Origin of the sequence: Nonomuraea coxensis DSM 45129 (assembly GCF_019397265.1) — a bacterium.
Lineage (GTDB): Bacteria > Actinomycetota > Actinomycetes > Streptosporangiales > Streptosporangiaceae > Nonomuraea > Nonomuraea coxensis.
This window is the reverse complement of record NZ_CP068985.1, coordinates 164,542-181,303: the sequence shown is the minus strand read 5'-3', so window position 1 is coordinate 181,303 and position 16,762 is coordinate 164,542. Positions and strand designations below refer to the sequence as shown.

15 protein-coding genes are annotated in these 16,762 nt (G+C 72.4%); 12 read left to right on the top strand and 3 right to left on the bottom strand.

Annotated features, from left to right (window positions below):
• The first annotated feature begins 108 nt into the window (after window positions 1-108).
• Both Nocox_RS00875 and Nocox_RS00870 read left to right on the top strand, forming a co-directional pair.
• On the top strand, window positions 109-1,251 hold the full coding sequence (locus tag Nocox_RS00875; RefSeq protein ID WP_246649715.1) for an ABC transporter ATP-binding protein: 1,143 nt from the start codon (window positions 109-111) through the stop codon (window positions 1,249-1,251).
• Window positions 1,248-1,706, top strand: coding sequence for a S26 family signal peptidase (locus Nocox_RS00870; protein ID WP_020542406.1), 459 nt, complete (start codon window positions 1,248-1,250; stop codon window positions 1,704-1,706). Before Nocox_RS00875 ends, Nocox_RS00870 begins: the two co-directional genes overlap by 4 nt.
• Here Nocox_RS00870 and Nocox_RS00865 read toward each other — a convergent pair.
• The 3 genes from Nocox_RS00865 to Nocox_RS00855 form a co-directional block, all read right to left on the bottom strand.
• On the bottom strand, window positions 1,696-2,232 hold the full coding sequence (locus Nocox_RS00865) for a MauE/DoxX family redox-associated membrane protein (RefSeq protein ID WP_026214166.1): 537 nt from the start codon (window positions 2,230-2,232) through the stop codon (window positions 1,696-1,698). The two genes, Nocox_RS00870 and Nocox_RS00865, sit on opposite strands and share 11 nt — an antisense overlap.
• 71 nt (window positions 2,233-2,303) lie before the next feature.
• Complete coding sequence (locus Nocox_RS00860; protein ID WP_157382951.1) at window positions 2,304-4,637, bottom strand: NACHT domain-containing protein; 2,334 nt, start codon at window positions 4,635-4,637, stop codon at window positions 2,304-2,306.
• A 150-nt stretch (window positions 4,638-4,787) separates the two neighbouring features.
• A complete protein-coding gene (locus Nocox_RS00855; RefSeq protein WP_020542403.1) occupies window positions 4,788-5,036 on the bottom strand; it encodes a DNA glycosylase AlkZ-like family protein in 249 nt (82 codons plus the stop codon).
• Window positions 5,037-5,243: 207 nt separating this feature from the next.
• On the opposite strand from Nocox_RS00855, the gene Nocox_RS00850 reads away from it, so the two are divergent.
• The 10 genes from Nocox_RS00850 to Nocox_RS00810 all read left to right on the top strand — a co-directional run bounded on the left by Nocox_RS00850 (window position 5,244) and on the right by Nocox_RS00810 (window position 16,756).
• Window positions 5,244-5,516 carry a helix-turn-helix domain-containing protein gene (locus Nocox_RS00850; protein ID WP_020542402.1) on the top strand — a complete coding sequence of 91 codons (273 nt, stop codon included), beginning with the start codon at window positions 5,244-5,246 and terminating at the stop codon, window positions 5,514-5,516.
• A 3-nt stretch (window positions 5,517-5,519) separates the two neighbouring features.
• Window positions 5,520-6,251 carry a helix-turn-helix transcriptional regulator gene (locus tag Nocox_RS00845; protein ID WP_020542401.1) on the top strand — a complete coding sequence of 244 codons (732 nt, stop codon included), beginning with the start codon at window positions 5,520-5,522 and terminating at the stop codon, window positions 6,249-6,251.
• Window positions 6,252-6,406: 155 nt separating this feature from the next.
• Complete coding sequence (locus Nocox_RS00840; RefSeq protein WP_020542400.1) at window positions 6,407-10,360, top strand: S8 family peptidase; 3,954 nt, start codon at window positions 6,407-6,409, stop codon at window positions 10,358-10,360.
• A gap of 102 nt (window positions 10,361-10,462) precedes the next feature.
• Window positions 10,463-10,891 (top strand): hypothetical protein, encoded by a 429-nt coding sequence (locus Nocox_RS00835; RefSeq protein ID WP_157382950.1) that lies wholly within the window; start codon window positions 10,463-10,465, stop codon window positions 10,889-10,891.
• Between the two features lie 153 nt (window positions 10,892-11,044).
• Entirely contained in the window at window positions 11,045-12,502 is a 1,458-nt protein-coding gene (locus Nocox_RS42690; protein ID WP_063711616.1) for a hypothetical protein, read from the top strand.
• A gap of 55 nt (window positions 12,503-12,557) precedes the next feature.
• Window positions 12,558-13,757, top strand: coding sequence for an AAA family ATPase (locus Nocox_RS00830; protein WP_246649714.1), 1,200 nt, complete (start codon window positions 12,558-12,560; stop codon window positions 13,755-13,757).
• A complete protein-coding gene (locus tag Nocox_RS00825) occupies window positions 13,754-14,992 on the top strand; it encodes a vWA domain-containing protein (protein WP_020542396.1) in 1,239 nt (412 codons plus the stop codon). The genes Nocox_RS00830 and Nocox_RS00825 overlap by 4 nt, the downstream gene beginning before the upstream one ends.
• Window positions 14,993-15,103: 111 nt before the next feature.
• Window positions 15,104-15,463, top strand: a complete 360-nt coding sequence (locus Nocox_RS00820) for a hypothetical protein (protein WP_020542395.1) — start codon at window positions 15,104-15,106, stop codon at window positions 15,461-15,463.
• Window positions 15,464-15,533: 70 nt separating this feature from the next.
• Window positions 15,534-16,286, top strand: a complete 753-nt coding sequence (locus Nocox_RS00815) for a PAS domain S-box protein (RefSeq protein ID WP_157382949.1) — start codon at window positions 15,534-15,536, stop codon at window positions 16,284-16,286.
• The gene (locus Nocox_RS00810; protein WP_020542393.1) at window positions 16,286-16,756 is read left to right on the top strand and encodes a hypothetical protein; all 471 of its coding nucleotides are present in this window, start codon (window positions 16,286-16,288) and stop codon (window positions 16,754-16,756) included. The genes Nocox_RS00815 and Nocox_RS00810 overlap by 1 nt, the downstream gene beginning before the upstream one ends.
• Window positions 16,757-16,762: the final 6 nt, after the last annotated feature.

Below are 16,762 nucleotides of genomic sequence, written 5' to 3'. Positions count from 1 at the left end.
TCCGGACCCTGCGTACCAGTTGGTCCTCTCCGAGCCAGAGCTGCCACGAGAGGTCTGTCTTCGCGTACTTCCCGGTGGGCGTCCCATCGTGTTGGTCGCGGAACGCGGGTGACACCCTGTAGAGGTCGCCGAAGGACGGACCGCCGCGAGGCCGCGGTCCAGAGCGGGCTGGGGCTGCTGGGCGCCGGGGTGGCCGGCGCCGGACTGGTCTGGGCCGTGCTGGCGGCCGGCCGGGGCGCCCTGACGGCGGGCGACATCGTGATGTTCGTGGCGGCGGTGGCCGGCGTGCAGGCGGCGCTGACCGGCCTGATCCAGCAGCTGGCCCGCGTGCACCAGGAGCTCCTGCTCTTCGACCACTACCTGCGGGTGGTACGCGCGGCACCGGACCTGCCGGTCGCCGATCCGCCGGCCCGGCTCCCCGCCCTGCGCCGGGGCATCGAGTTCCGGGACGTGTGGTTCCGCTACTCCGACGAGCACGACTGGGTGCTGCGCGGCGTCAGTTTCACGATCCCCCACGGGCAGTCGGTCGGGCTGGTGGGCGTGAACGGCGCGGGCAAGAGCACGCTCGTCAAGCTGCTGTGCCGGCTGTACGACCCGACGCGGGGCGTCATCCTGTGGGACGGGGTGGACCTGCGCCAGGTGGCGCCGGCGACCTTGCGGGAGCGGGTCGGCGCGGTCTTCCAGGACTACATGGCCTACGACCTCACCGTGCGGGAGAACATCGGCCTCGGCGACCTGAACGTGCTGCACGACCGGTCCAGGATCGAGGACGCCGCCCGCCGCGCCGGGATCGATCGCCTGGCGGCGTCGCTGCCCCGGGGCTACGACACCCTGCTCAGCAGGATGTTCCCGCAGGATCAGGACGACGACGGCACGGAGGACGGCGGCGCGGGAAGCGGTGTCACCCTCTCGGGCGGCCAATGGCAGCGGCTGGCGCTGGCCAGAGCGTTCCTGCGGGAGAACCGGGACCTGCTCATCCTCGACGAGCCGAACTCGGGCCTGGACGCCGAGGCCGAGGCGCGGATACACGCGAGCATCGGCGCGTACCGCGGAGACCGTACGAGCCTGCTGGTGTCCCACCGCCTGGGGACGCTGCGCGACGTCGATCGCCTCGTCGTGCTCGGGGACGGCGTGGTGACCGAGACGGGGACGCACGCCGAGCTCATGGCACGGCAGGGCGTGTACGCCCGGCTGTTCTCCCTTCAGGCCCGGGGGTACGCCGACGAGTTGCCCGCGGCGGCGCCGGGATGACCGCGGTCGTGCCGGCGGTCTGCGCCACGCTGGTCGCGCTCTGGCTCTGGGTACGCCGGCGGCTGGTCGTGGTCACGGTCGAGGGGCCCAGCATGGAGCCGGCCCTACGGGACGGGGACAGGGTGCTGGTGCGCCGGGTGCCGCTGCCGGAGGTCCGCACCGGGCAGGTGATGGTGGCACGCAGACCGTCCTGGCCCGGTCAGCCGGGAGACGCCGGGCCCTGGCTGGTCAAGCGGGTGGTCGCGGTGGGAGGGGATCCGGTGCCCGCGGAGGTACGGGCGGCCGTCGACCCGCGCGACGACCGCGTACCTCATGGATGTCTGGTGGTGCTGGGCGACAACCGGGCGCGGAGCGCCGACTCCCGGCACTGGGGGTACATCACCGCCGAGCACCTGCTCGGCGTGGTGCACCGCGGCATGTCGCCGGGAACGCCGGGCGGACCCGTCAACGCCTGACGGCGACGGGACGGAACAGCTCGGCGATGTCGTCGAGGCGCACGACGACCAGCACGCAGACCGACGCCGCCGCCGCGGCGATCAGCACCCCCGGGACCTCGACGCCGCCCGGCGTCCCGGCGAACGTCGCACCCAGCGCCGCCAGAGCCGCCACGATCAACACCAGGTTGCGGATGACGTGATGCCTCCCGACGGGCGTCTCCGACGCGCCGAAACAGTGACAGGGTGCCGCCTTCTCCCGCCTCAGGGCGCGGACCAGCGCGTAACCGAACCCACCGAGCGTGACCGCCGCCAGGGCGAACCCCACGGACGCGGTGACCGGTACGGCGACCAGCACCACGATCGCCGCCTCCGCCGCCACCGCGAGCAGGCCGAGCCATCGTGCCCGCCCCGGTCCCACGGCCAGCAGCGTGCCGGTCGCCGTGACGAACTCCCGGAACGCCTGACGGCTGCGAACCTTGCCGATCAGGGAGACCAGGAAGATCCCCAGCACCAGCAACTGACCCCAGACAACCACATAGCCCATCACGACAACTCCGTATCAACGGCGGTCATCCCGGCCCTCATTATCGAACGAGCGCCCCGGAACAGAACAGATCACTCTCCCGTGGGGCGTATCACTCCAGATGGGATCTGATCGCGCCGGACCGTACGTGGAGCCGCCGGTTCCGCCGGGATGCCGCGGCCTTCGGCGCGGTGCTGGGCGGCGAGATGGTCGCGGAGCCTGACGTGGCGGAACTGGTACACGGCGCCGGACTGCCGCAGCACGCCTCGGGCGTAAGCGTCGTCGAGGAAGAGTTTCGGCCGCCACGGCAGCCGGCCGAGGAGCGGGAGCCACAAGCGCGCGAAGATCAGCCAGCCTCCCCACGCCGAGAGGACGAGCCGGGTCAGCGCGGCGAAGGATCCGTACAGCAGACCGTAGAGGAGGCCCTGCCGCACGAACGCCTGACTCGGAAAGGCGCCGTACTGGTTGCCCACCAGGACGAAGTTCACCAGCAGGACCGCGCACCCGACCATGCCGACGCGGAAAAGCGTGACCCCACGGTCCGTGGACAGGAGGTCCCAGGGGCCCACCGCGGAACTCCGGTCGTTCGGCCCGCTGAAGACGTACACGACCGCGTTGACGAACGCGTACGAGATTCCGACCAGGAGGCCGAGGACGAGACCGGCCGCCACGTAGGCGGGTACGCCTGTGGTGGTGCGGAGCCAGGTGTCCAGCCACGGCGCGAAGGCCCGCACGAAACGTCCGGCGGAGGGTTCCGAGAAGTTGAGGTTCGCGAAGCCCCAGGCGAGCCACGAGGCGAGCGAGAACACGAGAGCGGCCGAAAGGCCGGTGACGAGTTCGGCGCCGATCCCGCGAAGGACCCGCGATCGTGCGGGGACGGGCCGCCGGAGCCGGGAAGGACCGAGGCGCAGCCGTTCGGGGTTTCGGCCGGCGCCTCGGCGCCCGGTCCTCGTCTCGTTCAGGAGTCCGGCGGCGAGGCCCGCGACGAGGCCGGTTCCCGTCTCCAGCAGTCCTTCACGGAACTGGTCCCCTCCGACCGGCGCCCCGGACAGACGAACGGCTACGACGTAGCTCAGCACGCCCACGATCCCGCCCACCGGCACGGCCACGAGGCCGGTGACGAGCACGCGGGTCCGGCGGCGGAGGGTGGCGCCGAGTCGCCACCAGGCGAGGTCCTGTGTATGGAGCCGAGTGAGGTGGTCGGCGAGATGGCCGAGCCAGCGCCGTGCTTGGTGGTCGGTCCAGGCCGCTTTCGCGGTGCCGGGCCGGACTGTGCGGCGTGGGTCGTAGAGGGCGGTGAGGTAAGCGCTGAAGAGGTGTTCTTCGAGCGCGTCCTGGGTGGGAAACCGCTCGCCGTCGAGGAGGTCCGTGGGGTTCCGGTGTGGTGTGTCGTTGTAGATGGTACGGGTGAGCATGACCAGCAGCGGCGTGCTCAGGGCCGCGGCGAGGTTCCGGCTGACGTCGTCGCCTGGACGGGTGCGCACGTGCGAGAAGACCGACTCCCACTGGGCGGTGCGGGTCTTGCCGCTGACAGCCTGCAGATAGCGCTGGACCTCGTCGAGGGCGAGGTCTTCGAGCTCGATGGCGGCGGCTCTGCCGAGCGCTCTGTTGCCCCTGACCGCGGCCGCGTACTCGTCAGGCCGGGTGGTGAGGATCAGCGGCCCGTCGAAACGGTTGAGCTCGCTGATGGCCGCACCGCGGTGACGGTGCTGGATCTCGTCGAAGCCGTCCAGCACCGGCAGGATCCGCCCGCTCTCCAGCAGCGCTCTGGCCGGCACGGTCCCGGTCGCGTCGGCGCCCTCCAGGAAGGCATGGTCGCCGATGAGCCGGTCGGCCAGCCAGTCGTGCAGGCCGGTGCGGCTCGGATCCCAGCTGCCGAGACTGAACAACACCGGTATGCGGAGCGAATCCCCAGGATGGTTGAAACACTCCAGGACCAGCCGGTGGGCGAGTACGGTCTTCCCCGCCCCCGCCCGGCCGATGATGACGAGGCGGCCCGTGGGAACACTCCGGTAGAAGCCGTGGACGCCGGAAATGTCGCCGGTCCGCGGCGGAGGTCTGTCGCCGCCGTCGGCCTGGGCGGTGCGCCATCGCACCCGCAGCGCCCATGGATCGCCGATACGCCAGTTGCGTTCCTCCTGCTGGCTGATTTCCTGCACGCGCAGGGCCAGCAAGCGGGCCGCGGATTCGACCCGTATATCCGCGTCTGCCGAGTCCGGACGTGACTGTGACTGTGACTGTGACGATCGGACCTGGAGATACAAGGCCGTCGCGGCGAAGACCGCGGAAGCGATTCCCGCGACATGGTTGCCTGCGTCCATTCCATTGTTGAAGACGGTCAGGCCCACCCATAGCAGAAGGGTGATGATGGCGGCGACCAGCAGCAGGAGCGCCCAACGACCTTGCGGACCGCGCCCATGACCCACGAAAGACCCCCACCCCGTCGACCCGCATTTCCCCCGGCGAAGCCCTTGTCCTCTTCATTTTATGCCGGGGACCTTCCTGGCGCGCGCGTCCGGTCGCAGCTTTTCCCGGAAAGAGCGCAAATAGAGCAGATGGCACCAATGGCGATGAATTCATCGACGTTCGGTAGTTTGCCCAGCGCCGTGGGAGCGCCGCTCCGACACAGAACGAGGTGGGTGTGCCGGGCGGTGCGACAGGAACGGCAGCAGGTGGCCGATCTCGTGGTCCACTGCCTGCTGTTCGGCCGCCGGCAGGGGCCGGAACGGCGTCAGCCGTATCTCGCCCGCGGTGAAGGACCAGGTGCCGCGGACGTGGCCGTCGATGAGCACGGTGGGCAGGACCCGCCGGAGTTCGTCGATCACCTCAAGGACTGGGGCACACGGTTTCTCGACGCCGCCGGCGGATCGGCAGCCCTCTCCGGCCCTCCACGCGCGAAGGCCGCTGGTCACCGGGCCCCGCCCGCCTCGGGCCGTCCTGACGGGGAAGTCTAGAATGCGGAGACCGTCATAGGCCGGGATCTTCCGCAGGGAAGGTCCGGCATGGGCGCCGCCTGACGGCGTGGAGGTCGTGTGCTGGATGTGATCGGTCTGGGGGCCGACGCGCAGCGGATCTACGAGCTCCTGATCGGCCTCGGCTCGGCCGGCGCCGCCGAGCTGGCCGCCGCCGGCGGCCTGCCCGAGCCGCGGGTACGGGAGATCCTCGGCACGCTGAAAAGCCGCGGCCTGGCCCGCTGTCTGCGGCACAGTCCCCTTCGCTACGCCGCCGTCGACCCGGGAACCGCCCTGGACGTGCTGCTCCTCCGGCGCGAGGAGGAGATCAAGCACGCCCGCATCCGGGCGTAGGAGTTGTCGGAGCTCTACCACGAGGCCGCGGACCGCCGGGCGCCCGCCCACCTGGTCGAGGTCGTGACCGGCAGGGAGACGGTCCGTCACCGGGTCGACAGCGCCCGGCGCAGCGCCCGCCAGGAGCTGCGGATCTTCGACAAGCCGCCGTACGCCGTCGAACCCATCCCGCACAAGGCCGAGGCGACGGTCAGCCTGCTGATCGAGCGGGGCGGCGGGGTGCGCACCATCTTCGACCAGGCGGCGCTGGAGCTGCCGGGACGCCTGGCCGGTGACATCGGCAAGGCCACCGCCAAGGGGGTACGGCACCGCGTCCTGCCCGAGTTGCCGACGAAACTGGTGCTCGTCGACGACCGTCTCGCCATCGTGCCCCTCCAAGCCATGCCCGAGGTGCTGGACAGCGCCGTCTTCGTCTACCGATCCGCGCTGCTGGAGGGGCTGGCGGCGCTGTTCGAGACCTTGTGGCGCATCGCCCTGCCCCTGGACCCCGCCCACCCCGGCGCGGACCAGTCCGGCGCGGACCAGTCCGAGCAGCCGTCGGACGACGAACGTCACCTGCTGAAACTGCTCAGCACGGGGGTCCCCGACGAGGCCATCGCCCGCGCCCTGGGCTTGAGCGAGCGGACCTGCCGCCGCCGCATCCACCACCTGATGGAGCGGCTCAACGCCCGCACCCGCTTCCAGCTCGCCCGCCAGGCGGCCCGCCGGGGCTGGCTCGACGACCTTCCTGACTGACCGCCCGCTCACGGGTGGCCGGTCCGGGCCAGTGCCGGAAATGGCCAGGCATGGCCGCTTTTCGGTCATGCCTGACCGTGTCACTCTTTGTCCGAAAAGTCCGGGGCTTTCGTCCCCGCGGCATCCCCCTCTTTCGGCATGTCTTGGGAGCGTTCATGTCCTTCCGCTTACCGGCCAGACGGCCGTGCCTGCTCGCGGGCGCGGCCCTGGTGGCGTCGATCGTCGCCGTGCCCGTTCCGGCGACCGCGGCCCCTCCCTCCACGACCGCGCCTGCCACCGGGCCCACCACCGGGCCCACGCCCGCCGCCGCCCTGGGCGGGCGCGTCGAGATCACGCTGGTGACCGGCGACGAGGTCACGTACGACACCGCCGGCGGCGTGCCGAGCGTCACCGTCACCCCCGCGACCCGCAGCGACGGCAGCACGAGCACGTTCGTGACGTACAAGAAGGACGGCGACACCCATGTGGTGCCGCTGGACGTGCGCCCCTACATCGCCTCGGGCGCGGTGGACGAAGGGCTGTTCAACGTCAGCTACCTGGCCCGCAACGGCTACGCCGAGCGCCAGGACCTCCCGGTGATCGCCCAGTACGGCAAGGGCGCGCGTACCGCGCAGGCGAAGGTCCCGGGAGCCGCGACGAAGCGGCACCTGGCCACCGTGAACAGCGCCGCCCTGGAGGTGGCCAAGAGCGCGCAGTTCTGGCAGGGCGTGCAGAACCCCGACGTCAGGCCCGCCGACGCGCCCAAGCACGACAAGCTGCGGCTGTCGGGCGGCATGGACCGGCTGTGGCTGGACCGCGTCAACAGGATCTCGCTGGACGAGAGCGTGCCGCTGGTCGGAGCCCCCCAGGCATGGGCGTCCGGGTACGACGGCGCCGGCGTGAAGGTCGCCGTCCTCGACACCGGCATCGACCGCACCCACCCCGACCTGGCCGGCAAGGTCGCGGCCGAGGCCGACTTCAGCGGCGCGTCCCAGGACGCCGTTGACCGCAACGGCCACGGCACGCACGTCGCCTCCACCATCGCCGGCTCCGGCGCCGCGGCCGGAGGCACGCACAAGGGCGTGGCCCCAGGGGCGTCGCTCCTGGTGGCCAAGGTGTGCGACGACCGCGGCGGCTGCCTGAACTCGTCGGTCATCGCCGGCATGGAGTGGGCCGCCGAACAGGGCGCCGACGTGGTCAACCTCAGCCTGGGCGGCGACGCCCCCCTGGACTACCCCGATCCGCAGTCGCAGGCCGTGGACGAGCTGACCGAGGCGAGCGGCACCCTCTTCGTCATCGCGGCGGGCAACGCCGGCCAGGACGAGTCGATCGCCTCGCCGGGCGTCGCCCGCGCGGCGCTCACCGTCGCGGCCACCGACAACGCCGACCGGCTCGCGAGCTTCTCCAGCCGCGGCCCGATCTGGTACGCCGACCGTACCCTCAAGCCGGACATCGCGGCCCCCGGCGTGAACATCACCGCCGCCCGCGCGTCGCAGAGCTCGTGGCCCGGCGACCTCTACACCGACGCGTCCGGCACCTCCATGGCCACCCCGCACGTCGCGGGCGCGGCGGCGGTCCTCGCCCAGCGGCACCCCGGCTGGACCCCGGACCGGCTCAAGGCCGCGCTGATGAGCACCTCCAAGGACGTGAAGCTCAAGGCCTTCGAGGCCGGCGCGGGGCGCCTGGACGTGGCCAGGGCCGTCTCGCAGCAGGTGCACGCGGTGACCCCCGCCGTCGACCTGGGCATCCTCTCGCAGGACCAGCAGAAGCAGAGCCGGACCGTCACCTACGCCAACGGCGGCTCCGCGCCGGTCACCCTGACGCTGGCCGCCTCGCTGGTCACCAGCTCCGGCGCCCAGGTCCCCGAAGGCGCGGTCGCGACCGACGCGACGGTCACGATCCCCGCCGGCGGCACCGCCACGGCCACGGTCTCCGTCGACCTCGCGGCGCTGTCCAAGGGTCTCTACAGCGGTGCCGTGACGGCCACCGACCAGGCGGGCGGGATCGTGGTGCGGGTCCCCGTCGCCTTCCAGGTCGAGCCGCAGTCGTTCCCGGTGAAGTTCGAGATCCTCGGCCACGACGGCAAGCCCTGCGGCACGTCCGACCGGTTCGGCTGCTACGCGATCCCCGCCCTGACCTACGTCAACCACGACACCGGCCGCACCGGCGCCCCCAGGTCGCTCACCGACCGGCTGTCCGTCGGCCGCCACTCCTTCCAGGCGGCCGTCGCCTGGAGCGACCCCGACACCTGGGAGCCCCAGTACGCCGTGGTCGTCGCCGAGGACGTCAAGGTGACCGGCCCCATGACGGTGACGCTCGACGCCTCCAAGGCGCGGCGCATCGCCATCGAGACCCCCAAGCCGAGCCAGAGCCTCGACCACCAGATCGGCGTCATCCGTACCAGCGAGTCCGGCGCCGAGACGGGTTTCGGCCTGCTCGCCGGTTTCGGCTCGTACGGCTACTGGGCGGCCCCCACGCCCAAGGTCGCCGAGGGCTCGCTGCTCTTCCAGCACCAGAGCGACGCGATCGCGCCCCTCGTCGAGATGGAGGTCCTCGGCGAGGAGCAGCAGCGGCTGCACCCGCAGTACATCACCTACTACGAGTCCGTCGTGAAGTTCTCCGGCGTCCAGCCCCTGGACGTGACCTACCTCGGCGTGATGCACGCGCTGTCCGACCCGGCCACCCAGATCCCCAAGGACCTGTCCGGCGTCAAGGGCAAACTCGCTCTGATCGAGATCGAGGACGAGTGGGACGGGGTGAGCGCCCGCTTCGGCTGCCACGTCTTCCCTGAATACCTCGACGCCCTGACCGCCGCCGGAGCCGCGGGTGTCATGGCCTTCATGAAGGTCGACGGGACGCCGCAGAAGTGCGACACCCGCAACACCTTCAGTGTCCTCCACCAGCCGACGATCCCGGCGGTCTCCCTTCCGCCGAACGAAGGGCGGGCCCTGCGGGACCAGGCGGTGTCGGGCAACCGGACCTCCATCAGGGTGAAAGGCACTCCGACCAGCCCGTACGTCTACCACCTGAAGTTCTACCGGATGAACGAGATCCCGGCAGACCAGACCTACCGGGTGAGCGAGCGGGAGCTCGCGCGCTTCGACTACGACTACCACGCCGAGCGGCCCGTGGACGTCGTCACGGCCTGGCACCAGTGGATCCCCGGGCGCGAGACCGACATCGCGGCCATCAACACCCGCCTGCGCGGCCCCGGCACCTGGCAGAACTACGTCGGCCCGGCCGCGCACCCGGACCAGTTGGTGAAGGCCGAGGTGCACCGCAGCACCCCTGACCTGGCGATCATCGACGACGCTCCGGTGCCCATGATGATCCGTCCCGTGTCCGCGCGCGCGGTCGTGGAAGGGGACTGGTGGGGAAGCCCGGCCGTTCCCGGGGCTCCGGAGTTCGACTCGCCGGCCACGTGGCTGGCCGCGTGCGGGGCGTGCCGGCAGGGCGACGTGTTCAGCCCTCTGCTGCCGATGGCCGTCACCGATCCGCACGTCGAGTCGTTCTACCTGGAAACGGCCCAGTCGGACCGGCTGCACCTCTACAGGGACGGCCAGGAGATCACGCCCACGCCTCTCCTCGGGGCGATCACCGCGTACACCCTGCCGCCCGAGCAGGCCCGCTACCGGCTCACCCACGAGATGGACGTCCTCGCCCCGGACCTGAAGGCGGACTTCCACGACAGGCGGGTCAGCAGCGAGTGGGAGTTCACCTCCTCCCGGGTGAAGGCGGACGACAAGGGCAGGCTGCACTGCATAGGCACGAACCTGGAGATCTCCGACGAGCCCTGTGCCGTGCAACCGCTGGTCTACCTGCGCTACGACCTGAACCTGGACCTCGACAACACCGTCCGTCGCGGGGTGCACCGCGTCGAGCTGCACGCCTACCACGAGGTGGCCGCCACGTCGCGGCCCGCGATCGCCTCGATCGAGGCGTGGGTGAGCTACGACGGCGAGAAGACCTGGCAGAAGGCCGGGACGGGAACGCCTGAGGGCGGCACGGTCACCGCCGTCCTGCCGGCTCCGCCGGCGGGCAAGGTGACGGCCAGCCTGAAGGTGAAGGCGTCCGACGCCGCCGGCAACGCCCTCACGCAGACCGTCCACGAGGCGTACGGAGTGCGCTGATCACCTGAAGAGAACGTACGGCCGGCCGGCCCTCCGGCCGGCCGTACAGTGGCGGAACAAATAGCGCATCGGCCAAAGGCGTCGTCCGGGAGAATGGGCGGTGTGGCGAATTCCGTCGAGGCACCCCCGATGCCGGTTACCCTCAAGGCGGTGCGGATCATCGTCGCGTTCCAGGCGACGCTCGCCCTGGTGGGCACCGGGCTCGGGCTGGCCCTGTTCTTCTCCGCCTTCAAATGGGAGACGCTGCTTTCCGTGGCCTATTTCGCGGGGAGCGTCGCCGTTCTCGGGTGGCTGCTCAACCGATGGAACAGCCGCCGGGTATATGTGCGCTGGTCGATCGTCGCCATGCAGGGGGTGACGGTCGGCGCCGATGTCGTGGACATGGCCATCTTCTCCACCGTTGACTGGTGGTCGCTGGTCACCGGAAATGGTGTCGCCTGGACGGTCGTCGTCCTGCTCATGCTGCCCTCGGCCGGGCGGTGGTTCGACAAGTCCCGTGAGCTTCGGCGATCACGCCCGCAGGGTGCGTGATTCCGCCGTCGCAGGTCGTACGGCGCATCGAGGTCGCCCTCGGGATGTGGACGGATTCGGGCTTGATCGGGACGGGGGTCGTGGCCTTATCCTGATCGGGATGAACATCTCCTTCAGCAGATTGGGGGTCCCGTTCGCGCAAGGTGAGTGCTGATGCGCTCCATGATCGCGGACGAGGATTCTCGCCTTCTTCTCTGGCTGCGCGTGCGCGAGTTCGCCGTGCCGCCCACCATGATCGAACGTGCGACCGCCCGCCGTGCCGTCGGCGACTGGGCGGGGGCGTGCGCCGCGGCGCGCGTGGACGTCGATCTCGACCTGCGTTCCGTGGCCCGCGCGCATGGGCATGAGGTCGCGGCGCGCGTACGTGACGATCTCCGGCACCTGGCTCCCGAGCTGCTGCGCTGGCACCTGCCGCGGGTCGCGCCTGACGGGCTGCTGCGGCCGGGGCTGACGGTCCCGCTCGCGAGGTACGCGCCCGGGTTGCGGCTCGTGGCGCGTACGCCGCCGGCCCGGGCGGCGGCGGGGCAGCGGTTCGGGCTGGAGCTGTGGGACGCGGACCGGCCCGCGGCTCGCGGGCATCCGCATCCGCGGCCCCACCGGTGTTTCCGGCTCGACCTGCATCGTCACCTGTGGGACGTCCGCAGGGTGGATGAGCTGCGGGTACGGTCGTCGGACGGCGGGTCCCCGGTCCCGGGGCTGCCGAGCTGGTGCGCCGCGGACCGGTGGGCGGACGAGGCGCGGCTGCTGCTGCGGGCGGACGGGCGGGGCGGCGACGCGGTCGTCGTACGGCTCGGCGGGCGGCGGCGGCTGATGCTGGACCTGGACCTGGGCCTGGATCTGGCGGCACTCGAGTCGCGGATCACGGGCGCGCCCGCGAGCGGTGCCGGCGCCGGCGCCGGCGCGGGGCTGCCGATGTTGCCGGATGCGGCGACGTGGGTGCTGCCCGACCTGGCGCTGCTGCGGGCCGGGTTGATCACGGCCGATCGGCTGCATCCGCTCGTCGCGGCGGCGCTCGTCCCCGGGCATGGGGTGGCGGGTCCAGGCGCGGGGGCGGGTCGCGCTGACGTGCCGGGGGACGTCGCGGGCGGTGGCGCGCACCTGGTCGAGTGCCGTGGCGCGCGGCATCGGGTCGGGCTCGTGGACGGGGTGCTCGTCGCGCTGGATCACTCGGCGGACGAGGTGCGGCGCGAGGAGCTGCTGGCGGCGCTCGGCGGCACTCCGCTGCCCTGCCTGGCGGCGATCGAGGTGGCGCACCGCGATCCTGGCTCTCTTGACGACGTACGGGGGCGGCTGGAGCACGGGGACGTGGCCGGGGCGCTGGCCGTCGTCGAGCGGCTGCTCGGGCCGGGTGCGTCGCTGCCCGACGGCCCGCTGCGGGACGAGCTGGAGGGGGCGGCGCGGCGGCGGGTGGCTCATGGGCTGTTCCGGGCGGGGCTGGACGGGCTCGGCCGCGACCCCGCCAACCACGGCGAACGGCCCGCCACCCCCGGCGGCCGGCCCACTACCTCCGCCGACCGTGCCGCAAGGGCCGGCGGTCGTACCGTACGGGCCGGCGGTCGTGCCGCCGTGCCCTCCCGCCGCCGCGCGCGTTCCCAGCGGCGTACCCGCTGATCCCCTGGGCCGGCACGGCCCTCATCACACATCGAGATCTCAAAAGGTGATCCCCTTGTCATTGGACATCGCTGCCGACCTGCTCGCCCTCCTCCACGACACCGCCACGGAACCCCGCGCCGACCCGCAGTTGGAGGCGCTGACCCTGGCCGTCGCGGCCGACCTGCCGGTGCTGCTCTGGGGAGAGCCGGGCATCGGCAAGACCGCCGCGCTGACGCAGCTCGCCGAGGCCCTCGAACTGCCGCTGACCACGGTGATCGCGAGCGTGCACGAGCCGTCCGACTTCTCCGGTCTGCCCGTGGTCGGGGACGACCCGGCGACGCAGGGCGTCCCGATGGCTCCGCCTGACTGGGCGGTCCACCTCGCGAGGGAGGGGCGGGGGCTGCTCTTCCTGGACGAGCTGTCCACGGCGCCGCCCGCCGTCCAGGCCGCGCTGCTGCGGCTCGTGCTGGAGCGGCGGGTCGGCGCCCTGCGGCTGCCCCCGGGCGTACGGATCGTGGCCGCGGCCAACCCGCGTTCGTCGGCCGCCGACGGATGGGAGCTCAGCCCGCCGCTCGCCAACCGGTTCGTGCACCTGCAGTGGGCCCACGATCACGAGGTCGTGGTACGCGGCCTCGGCGGCACCTGGCCGCGGGCGTCGCTGCCGCGGCTGGACCCGGAGCGGCTGGCGGAGGCCGTGGCGTTCGCCAGGCGGGCGGTGTGCGGGCTGCTCGCCGTACGCCCGGCCCTCGTGCACCGGCTGCCGCAGAACGAGGCCCGCAGGGGCGGTGCCTGGCCCTCGCCCCGGAGCTGGGACATGGCGCTGCGCCTGGTCGCCTTCGCCACCGCGGCGGGCACGTCGCGCGAGGTGCTGTCCATGCTGGTCAGGGGCACGGTCGGGGACGGTCCCGGGCTGGAGCTGCTGGCGGCGATGGACCGCATGGACCTGCCGGATCCCGAGACGCTGCTGGCGGACCCCGCGGGGGCGGAGCTGCCGGAACGCGGCGACCTGCGGCAGGCCGTGCTCGACGGCGTGGTGGAGGCGGTGCGGAAACGTCCGGAGAAGCCGCGGTGGGACGCGGCGTGGACGGTCCTGGGCCGGGCGCTGGAGAGCGGGCCGCCGGATCTGGTGGTCGTGCCGGCGTCCACGCTCGCGGCGCTGCGGCGGCCGGACTGGGACGTTCCCGCGTCGATCGACCGGCTCGCCGGCGCGGTGTCCCTGAGCAGGCAGGCTGACCTGGCCGCGGCCCGGGTGGCGGCGGGGCGGCGCGGATGACGGGGACGCCCGCGCGAACGCTGGACGCCGAGAAGCTGTTCGCCGCCCGGCTGCAGGCCGCCCGTGCCCGCCCCTATCTGGCGACGGCGCTGTTCGCGCTGCACGTGGTCGAGTCGCGGCGGGTGCCGACGATGGCGGTGGACCGGCACTGGCGCTGCTACGTCTCGCCGGCGTTCGTCGCCGGGATCCCGGTCGAGGAGCTGGCGGGGGTCTGGGTCCATGAGGTCTCCCACCTGCTGCGCGACCATCACGGGCGCAGCGACCGGGTCGCGGCCGAGCGGGGGCTCGCCGGGCCGGGCGAGCGGCTGCGGATGAACATCGCCGCGGACCTGGAGATCAACGACGACGTGTACGGCGACGGCCTGGTCCGCCCGGGCGGCGCCGTCGAGCCTGGCGATCTCGGGCTGCCCGAGGGCGAGCTCATGGAGGACTACCTGCGCCTGTTCCGGCTGGGGCCGCACACGCAGGATCTGGCCTGGCTGGACTGCGGCAGCGGCGCCGACGGGCTGGACCGGGACTGGGACCTCGGCCCTGACGGCGCGTACGGGCTCAGCGAGCAGGAGCGCGACGCCGTCCGCTTCCGGGTGGCCCAGGGCATCACGGCCCGCCCGGGGAGCGTGCCGAAGGGGTGGCGGCGGTGGGCCGAGGAGGCGTTCCATCCGCCGCAGCCGTGGCGGGAGCTGCTGGGGGCGGCGGTCCGTTCGGCCGCCTCCGGTCCGGGCGCGGGCGAGGACTACACCTACGGCCGGCCGGCGCGGCGGTCGGCGGGGCTGCCGGGCGTCGTCCTGCCGAGTCTGCGGCGCCGGCCGCCGCGGGTCGCGGTGGTCGTCGACACGTCGGGGTCGGTCAGCGACGCCGAGCTGGGCAGCGCGCTGCTGGAGGTGGCGGCGATCGTCCGGGCGGTGGGCGGGCGGCGCGACCTGGTCAGCGTGGTGTCGTGCGACGCGGCGGCCCGGGTGGTCCAGCCGTTGTGCAGGGCCGAGGGGATCGCGCTGGTGGGCGGCGGCGGGACGGATCTGCGCCAGGGTTTCGCGCGGGCGCTGAGGACGGAGCCGCGGCCGGACGTCGTGGTGGTCCTCACCGACGGGCAGACCCCGTGGCCGGAGGCGCGGCCGGCCTGCCGGACCGTGGTGGGGCTGTTCCCGCGTGAGCGGCGGCCGTCGCGGAACGAGGACGATCCCGGGTACGTGCCGGACCGGCCGCCTGACTGGGCGCGCGTGGTCACCATCGGTTGAGTCCGCCCCTCGCGCGGCGTGAGCTGACGGTCACGGGGGTGGCATACTCGGGGAGTGCCCGCCTGTATCCCCCGGGAGGATGCCCGTTGCCTGGGCGGCGCCGTGCCCACGATGGTGCTCCTTTCGGCCGGGCCCGTCGTCCAGCTTCCCCGGTTCCGGCTGGTCGGGGACGGCAGGCCGGCCACGTGTTCCGGCTACGTGCTGACGCCCGGCGTGACCTTCTCCCTGGTCGAGGGGCCGGGGAGGTTCCGGCTCATGGTGGAGGGGATCACGCATCACGACGAGGCCGACGGGCGCTTCGCCTGGCTCCGCCAGGTGGAACGGGCCGGTGGGGCGGTCGTCGCGGTGGTGGACCGGCGGGGCGTCCCGCACGACTGGGCGGGGCTCGCGGCGAGCGGCCGGGCCAGGGGCGGTTATGTGCCGATCGTCCGGCGGGCCGGTCGAGGGGCTCGCGGGTCAAGGACAATCTAAAAGGAAAATGGACCGCCGAAAGTGAAATCATGCCATCCCGTTGCTAACTATCTGCATTAGTATCACCACTGTGGGTCATGACCTGCCGGCACGGCTGGTGCGCAGAATCGGGCGGCGTGGGGCGTCGCTGATCTTCGTCGGGCTGCTCAGCCTGGTGATCGGCGCTTCGCTGGTGTTCGCCGGGCCCGACGCGCGGGCCCTGCCCGCGTTCACGATATTGGCCACCCTCGTCCCGCTGCCCGCCTGGGCCGCGGTCTGGTTCGCGGTCGGCGTGCTGTGCCTGGTGCAGGCGTGCATGCGGTCCGACAGGGTCGCCTTCGCCGCGGCCACCGCCCTGCTCCTGATGTACGGCCTGATCTTCCTGTCCTCGACCTTCACCGGGCAGAATCCGCGCGGCTGGGTGACGGGGGCGGTCTGGCTGGCGTTCGGCGGGTGGATCGCGCTGATCGCCACCTGGCCGGAGGCGGCGAGCCTGGCCCGGATGCCGGTGTCCGACGGGGCCGCCGTCGTCGTCGCCGACGCCTCCGGCACCATCCTGTCGTGGAACCCGCAGGCCAAGCGGATGTTCGGCTGGAGCACGGACGAGGCCGTCGGCCGTCCGCTCAGCGTGCTCATCCCCGACCGCTACCGCTTCCAGCACGACGAAGGGCTGGCCCGGATCCGCGCCACCGGCAGATCCGACCTTTCCGGCGAGGTCATCCCGCTGATGGGGTTGCGCCGCGACGGCACCGAGTTCCCGATCGCGCTGACGGTCAACGCCTGGCACACCGACGACGGCATCACCTACACCGGCGTGATCCGGGCCTTGCCGAGGAGGCCGTAGTGTCCGGATTCGCAGACCTGCTCATCCAGATCGCCATCGCGGTGGTTCCTCTGGGGGTCGCCTATCTCGCGTTCAAGTCGGCGACCGACGCCAACAGGAAGACCCAGCAGACCGCGTTGATGCAGGCCGAGCGGCAGGCGGAGCTGGAGCGTTCCAAGGTGGACGCGGAGGCGTTCACCCGCGCGAAAATCATCTACGAGGACGCGCTGAGCCAGATGGAGCGGCAGATGGAGCGCGTGCAGAGCCAGGCGACGCAGCTCGGCGGCGACCTGCTCGCCGAGCAGAGCAGCTCCACCGCGATGCGCGAGCACATCCGCCGCCTCCAGGCGCAGATCCGCGCTCTGGAGCGCACGGTGGTCGCGCTGCGCACACAGCTCGTCGCGGCCGGGCTGTCGCCCGCGCCGGTCTCGGAGGCCACCGGCCCCTACGTGGTCAAGGCGCCCCGCCCGCGTCCGGAGGAGAAGTTCTGACGAATC